At 73.8% G+C, this 6,218-nt stretch carries 4 protein-coding genes; 1 reads left to right on the top strand and 3 read right to left on the bottom strand.

Annotated elements, in window-relative coordinates:
- Positions 1-138: 138 nt before the first annotated feature.
- From ACH4F6_RS06450 to ACH4F6_RS06440, 3 genes are all read right to left on the bottom strand, one after another.
- Positions 139-1,167, bottom strand: coding sequence for a methyltransferase (locus tag ACH4F6_RS06450; RefSeq protein ID WP_397958735.1), 1,029 nt, complete (start codon positions 1,165-1,167; stop codon positions 139-141).
- A 69-nt stretch (positions 1,168-1,236) separates the two neighbouring features.
- Positions 1,237-2,523 carry a nitrous oxide reductase family maturation protein NosD gene (locus tag ACH4F6_RS06445; protein ID WP_397958734.1) on the bottom strand — a complete coding sequence of 429 codons (1,287 nt, stop codon included), beginning with the start codon at positions 2,521-2,523 and terminating at the stop codon, positions 1,237-1,239.
- Positions 2,524-2,621: 98 nt separating this feature from the next.
- Complete coding sequence (locus ACH4F6_RS06440) at positions 2,622-4,502, bottom strand: ABC transporter ATP-binding protein (protein WP_397958802.1); 1,881 nt, start codon at positions 4,500-4,502, stop codon at positions 2,622-2,624.
- Between the two features lie 384 nt (positions 4,503-4,886).
- On the opposite strand from ACH4F6_RS06440, the gene ACH4F6_RS06435 reads away from it, so the two are divergent.
- Positions 4,887-5,987, top strand: coding sequence for a mechanosensitive ion channel family protein (locus ACH4F6_RS06435; RefSeq protein WP_397958733.1), 1,101 nt, complete (start codon positions 4,887-4,889; stop codon positions 5,985-5,987).
- Positions 5,988-6,218: the final 231 nt, after the last annotated feature.

Here is a 6,218-nt window from a genome sequence, read left to right as displayed (position 1 = left end):
GGGCGCCCTGTTCCGCGGGGGGGGCGGGGGCCCCCCCCGGCGGCGGGGGCCGCCGCCGGGGCGGGCCCCGGGGCGCGGGGGCGGGGGCGGCCCCGCCCCCGGCGACCGGTGGTTGCCCCCGAGGTCCTCCCGGCGTGCTCAGCCGGTGACGGTGCAGTCGAAGGCGTGCAGGTAGGGGTTGACCGGGCGGACGTCGTCGATGACCAGTCCGGCGTCGGTCAGTCTCCTGACCATGCTCTCGGTGGTGTGCTTGGCGCCGCCGACGTTCAGCAGCAGCATCAGGTCCATGGCGGTGCTGAACCGCATCGAGGGAGTGTCGTCGACGAGGTTCTCGATGACCACGACCCGGGTGCCGGGGCCGCCCGCGCCGATGACGTTGCGCAGGGTGCGGGCGGTGCTGTCGTCGTCCCACTCGAGGATGTTCTTGATGATGTACGCATCGGCCCGGACCGGGATGGCCGCGCGGCAGTCGCCGGGCACGATCCGCACCCGGTCCGCGAGCGCGCCCCCCGGCCGCAGCCGCGGGTCGGCGTTCTCCACCACGCGCGGCAGGTCGAGCAGGGTGCCGCGCAGGGACGGGTACTTCTCCAGCAGGCTGGCCACCACGTGCCCCTGGCCGCCGCCGATGTCGGCGACGGACGACGCGGCCGACAGGTCGAGGAACCGGGCGACGTCCTCGGCGGACTGCCGGCTGGAGGTCGTCATGGCCCGGTTGAAGACCTCGGCCGACTCGGGCGCGTCCTCGTTGAGGTAGGTGAAGAACTCCTTGCCGTAGAGGCCCTCGACGACGTTGCGGCCGGTGCGCACCGCCTCGTCGAGCTTCGGCCAGGCGTCCCAGGTCCACGACTCGGTGCACCACAGGGTGATGTAGCGCAGGCTGTGCGGGTCGTCCTCGCGCAGCAGCCGGGACATGTCGGTGTGCGCGACGGTCCCGTCCGGCCGTTCGGTGAAGACGCCGTAGCAGGACAGAGCGCGCAACAGCCGCCTGAGCGGCTGGGGTTCGGTCTTCACCGCCGCGGCGAGGTCCTCCACGGACCGGGGGGCGTCGCCCAGGGCGTCGGCGACTCCCAGCCGGGCGGCGGCGCGCAGGGCGGCGGCGCACGCCGCCCCGAACACCAGTTCCCTCAGCCTCATGGACGGCGGTGGGGCAGTCTCAGCGGTCGTCATGTGCCGCCTTCCTTCCTTCTCGGGTGCACGGATTCCCGCGGAGGTCCGCGGACGGCCGGGGTCGGCGGGTCAGCACAGTCCCGCGGGCCGCGACGCCCGGCAGGAGTTGTGGTGGAAGGTGTTGCCCTTGCCGGTGTCCGCGTCGACGAGGTCCGCCGGGGAGTTGCCGCTGAGGACGTTGTCGCTGATCCGGTTGCGCTCGTTGGGGGTGCCCACGATGCTCTTGAACAGGACGATGCCGCCCGACATCGGGGAGGCGCCGCGGTGGTTCTTGATCGTGTTCCGCGTGACCACGGTGCCCTCGACGCCGGTCAGGACGATGCCGGAGCCCTGGATGGCATCCAGCCTGGCGGTCTTCGGGCAGGACTTGTTGTTCCGCTCGATGCGGTTGTGGCTCACCGTGAGGGCGCCGGCCTTGGGCTTGTTCTCGTCGCCGACGACGAAGACGCCGGCGCAGTTGCCGGTGAGGTCGTTGCGCCGGACGGTGAGGTTGCGCAGGCGCCGGAGGGTGATGCCGATCCGGTTGCCCTCCAGCCGGTTGCGCTCGACGACCGTGCCGCGGGTGTCGACGGCGCCCTCCTCGGCCGAGACGGTGTTGGCGAGGAACAGGCCGGCGTCGCCGTTGTTCCGGGCGGTGTTCCCGCGGAGCACGCTGCGGACCGAACGCTCCTGGGCGATGCCCCAGACGCCGTTCTTCTCCGCGACCACGTTGCGCACGGTCAGGCCGTCGGTCGACACGGCGGACACCCCGGACTTCGGGAAGCCGGTCACCGTCAGGGCGGCCACGGTGACGCCCTTCAGGGGCCTGCCCTTCGTGCCCTCCACGCAGATGCCGTTGCCGGACGCCGCGCAACTGACCGCGGGGACCTTCGCGGAGGCCGCCGGCTTCGCCCCGGGCTTGGCGGAGGCCGCGGGCTTGGCGGAGGCCGCGGGCTTGGCGGAGGCCGCGGGCTTGGCGGAGGCCGCGGGCTTGGCGGAGGCCGCGGGCTTCGCCCCGGGCTTGGCGGTGGTCGCGGGCTTCGCCCCGGGCTTGGCGGTGGTCGCGGGCTTCGCCCCGGGCTTGGCGGTGGTCGCGGGCTTCGCAGGGGCCGCCGGCTTGGCGGCGGGCGGGGTGAGCACCGTGCGGCCGCCCATGCCGCGCAGGGTCACCGCCTTGGTCACCTTGACGCTCCCGCGGTGGACGCCCGCGGCGAGGAGCACGGTGTCGCCCGGCGCGGCGGCGTCCACCGCCTTCTGGATCGACTGTCCCGGGTGCACCACGTGGATCTTGTGGTCGGGGATCGGCGGGGCCGCGCCGATCCCCGCCCCGACGACCGCCGCGGCGCACGCCAGGTACGTGATATGGCATTTAGTCATATTCCGCACGATATGACTGGATGACTCACGGGTGGTCGGGATGGACCATCCGACGGCGTGTCACGTACGCGGCGCGCCGACCGCTCGGGACGGCGGCCTCAGACGACCGCCCCGGTGGTCTCCGCCGGCTGCTCGAACTGCGTCCGGTACAGCTCGGCGTACCGCCCTCCCGCCGCCAGCAGCTCCTCGTGCGTGCCGCGCTCGACGATCCGGCCGGACTCGACCACCAGGATCAGGTCGGCGGAGCGCACCGTGGACAGACGGTGGGCGATGACGACCGCGGTGCGGCCCGCCAGCGCTTCGGCGAGCGCCTCCTGGACGGCCGCCTCGGAGGTGTTGTCGAGGTGGGCGGTGGCCTCGTCGAGGATGACGACGCGCTGGCGGGCCAGCAGCAGCCGGGCGATGGTCATGCGTTGGCGTTCGCCGCCGGAGAGGCGGTAGCCGCGCTCGCCGACGACCGTGTCGAGGCCGTCGGGCAGGGACCGGACCAGCTCGTCGAGGCGGGCCCGGCGCAGGGCGTCCCACAGCTCGTCCTCGTCGGCCTCGGGCCGGGCGAGGAGGAGGTTGGCGCGGACGGTGTCGTGGAAGAGGTGGCCGTCCTGGGTGACCATGCCCAGCGTCTCCCGCAGGGACCGCGCGCTCAGGTCGCGGACGTCGACCCCGCCGATGCGGACGGCGCCGGCGTCGACGTCGTACAGGCGCGGCAGCAGGTGGGCGATCGTCGACTTGCCGGCGCCCGAGGAGCCGACGAGGGCGACGGTCCGGCCGGGCCCGGCGCGGAAGGAGACGCCGTGCAGGACCTCGGCGCCGCCGCGGGTGTCGAGGGCGGCGACCTCCTCCAGGGAGGCGAGGGAGACCTTGTCGGCGGACGGGTAGCCGAAGCGGACGTCCTCGAACTCGACGGAGACCGGGCCCTCGGGCACCTCACGGGCGTCCGGCTTCTCCTCGATGAGCGGTTTCAGGTCGAGCACCTCGAAGACGCGCTCGAAGCTGACCAGGGCGCTCATCACCTCCACGCGCGCCCCGGCGAGGGCGGTGAGCGGTGCGTACAGGCGGGTCAGCAGCAGCGCCAAGGCCACGACGGCGCCGGGGTCGAGGGCGCCGTCCAGGGCGAGCCGGCCGCCGACGCCGTAGACCAGGGCGAGGGCCAGGGCCGAGACGAGGGTGAGGGAGGTGATGAACACGGACTGGGCGGTGGCCGTGCGCACGCCGATGTCGCGGACGAGGGCGGCGCGGGCCGCGAACTCCGCCGACTCCTGCCCGGGGCGGCCGAAGAGCTTGACCAGGGTGGCGCCGGGCGCGGAGAAGCGCTCGGTCATGCGGGTGCCCATCGCCGCGTTGAGCGCGGCCGCCTCCCGCTGCATGGCGGCCATCCGCCGGCCCATGCGCCGGGCGGGGACCACGAACACCGGCAGCAGGGCCAGGGCGAGCAGGGTGACCTGCCAGGACAGGGTGAGCATGACGGCGAGGGTGAGCAGCAGGGTGACCAGGTTGCTGACCACTCCCGACAGGGTGTTGCTGAAGGCGCGCTGCGCCCCGATCACGTCGTTGTTGAGCCGGGAGACGAGGGCGCCCGTGCGGGTGCGGGTGAAGAACGCGACCGGCATCCGCTGCACGTGGTCGAACACGGCCGTGCGCAGATCCAGGATGAGCCCCTCCCCCAGCGTCGCCGAGAGTCTCCGGCCCAGGATGCCGAGCGCGGCCTCCAGCACCGCGATGAGCGCGATGAGCAGCGCCAGCCGGACGACGGCGCCGGGGTCGCCGTCCGACACGATCGCGTCGACGACCCGCCCGGCGAGGACGGGGGTGGCGACGGCGAGCAGCGCGGTCACCACCCCCAGCAGGACGAACAGGGCGATCCGGCGGCGGTGCGGGCGGGCGAACGCGCCGATGCGGCGCAGGGTCGCGCGGTCGAAGGGCCGGTGTTCGTGGCGGGCGTTCATGACGCTGTGCAGCTGCGTCCAGGCGGTGGTCTCCATGCTCATGCCGTCGACGGTAGAACCTCGAGCAAGGTTGAGGTCAACAGGCGGGCGGCGATCCGCCCGGTCCGGTGATCGGCCGGCCGTCCCCCGGCCGGGCCCTTTCGTCGCGCGCCGTTCCCACGGCACGCCCACGACCGCCGCGTGCGGCTCCGCCCGGGGCCGGACCGGGCCGGGCCGGGCCGGGCCGGCCGCCGGCGTCGTCCGAGCGGACCGCCGGGTGCGAACTGCCGTGCCGGATACGGCAGGATGAGCGGTCGCGCCCGTCCACGGGCGGACGCGACCGCACTTCGACGCACTTCGAGCAGGTGACAACGTGACGAGACTTCACATCCGGCCGCCGGCGGCGCCCTTCGCCGCGGAACGTCTTCCCGGAGGTGACCGGTGAACCGCGCGCTGACCCTGGACGACCTCGTCCTCGCCGGCATCGCCGTGGCGGCGGGCCTGCTGGTGGCCTTCCTGTCGCGGACGCTGCTGCGCTGGCTGGCCAAGCACGCCAAGCGCACCCGCTGGAGCGGCGACGACGTCATCGTGGACGCGTTGCGCACGGTGGTGCCGTGGGCGGCGCTCGCCGGCGGCGGGGCGGCCGCGGCCGCGGTGCTGCCGCTGACCCGGACGGTCCAGCACACCGTCAACCAGTGCCTGACGGTGCTGCTCATCTTCGTGGTGACGCTGTCGGCGGCCCGGGTGGTCGCCGGGCTGGTGCAGACGGTCACCTCCTCCCGTTCCGGCGTCGCCGGATCCGCGACGATCTTCGTCAACATCACCCGGGTGCTGGTCCTGGCCATCGGCTTCCTGGTGGTGCTCCAGACGCTGGGCATCTCCATCGCGCCGATGCTCACCGCCCTCGGCGTCGGCGGCCTGGCCGTCGCCCTCGCCCTCCAGGACACCCTCGCCAACCTGTTCGCGGGCATCCACATCCTCGCCTCCAGGACGGTGCAGCCCGGTGACTACATCAAGCTGAGCAGCGGCGAGGAGGGCTACGTCGAGGACATCAACTGGCGCCAGACGACGGTCCGCAACCTCTCCAACAACCTGGTCGTCATCCCCAACGGCCAGCTCGCCAAGACGAACATGACCAACTTCATGCGTCCCGAGCAGCAGCTGACGATCCTGGTGCAGGTGGGCGTCGCCTACGACAGCGACCTGGAGCACGTCGAGCGGGTGACGAAGGAGGTCGTCGCCGAGGTGATGACCGAGATCACCGGCGCCGTCCCGGAGCACGAGCCGGCGGTGCGCTTCCACACCTTCGCCGAGTCCCGCATCAACTTCACCGTGATCCTGGGCGTCGGCGAGTTCAGCGACCAGTACCGGATCAAGCACGAGTTCATCAAGCGCCTGCACCGGCGCTACCGCGGGGAGGGCATCCGCATCCCGGCGCCGGCGCGGAACGTGTCGTTGCAGCCGGGGACGGCGGTCATCCCGCAGCAGCGCACGGGCGACGGCGTGGTGCCGGAGGCCGGCCCGGGCGGCCGGCCCCGCTAGGCCCGGTCGTCGGTCACGCTCCCGCCTGCCCGGCGGCGCCGGGCACGCCCTTCGGGCGGACGGCGGGAAGGTGACGGCAGGGCCCGGGCCGTGGACAGGTCGCGCCGCCGCGTCCCCCGCAGCGGCCCGGCCTCCTCCGCGCGCCCCCGGGCCCCGGACCCGCCGCTCCCCGCGCCCGGCCGGCGCCCGGACACGATCGCGCGGCATCCGCTCCGGACCGGGTTCCGGCCG

It is taken from the genome of Streptomyces sp. NPDC017936 (assembly GCF_044328485.1).
GTDB lineage: Bacteria > Actinomycetota > Actinomycetes > Streptomycetales > Streptomycetaceae > Streptomyces.
This window is presented reverse-complemented; position numbering and strand designations above follow the sequence as displayed.

What these genes read in the sequence shown, in the direction of transcription:
- ACH4F6_RS06450 (WP_397958735.1), bottom strand. Translation starts at nt 1,167, where the DNA reads ATGACGACCGCTGAGACTGCCCCACCGCCGTCCATGAGGCTGAGGGAA.
- ACH4F6_RS06445 (WP_397958734.1), bottom strand. Translation starts at nt 2,523, where the DNA reads ATGACTAAATGCCATATCACGTACCTGGCGTGCGCCGCGGCGGTCGTC.
- ACH4F6_RS06440 (WP_397958802.1), bottom strand. Translation starts at nt 4,502, where the DNA reads ATGGAGACCACCGCCTGGACGCAGCTGCACAGCGTCATGAACGCCCGC.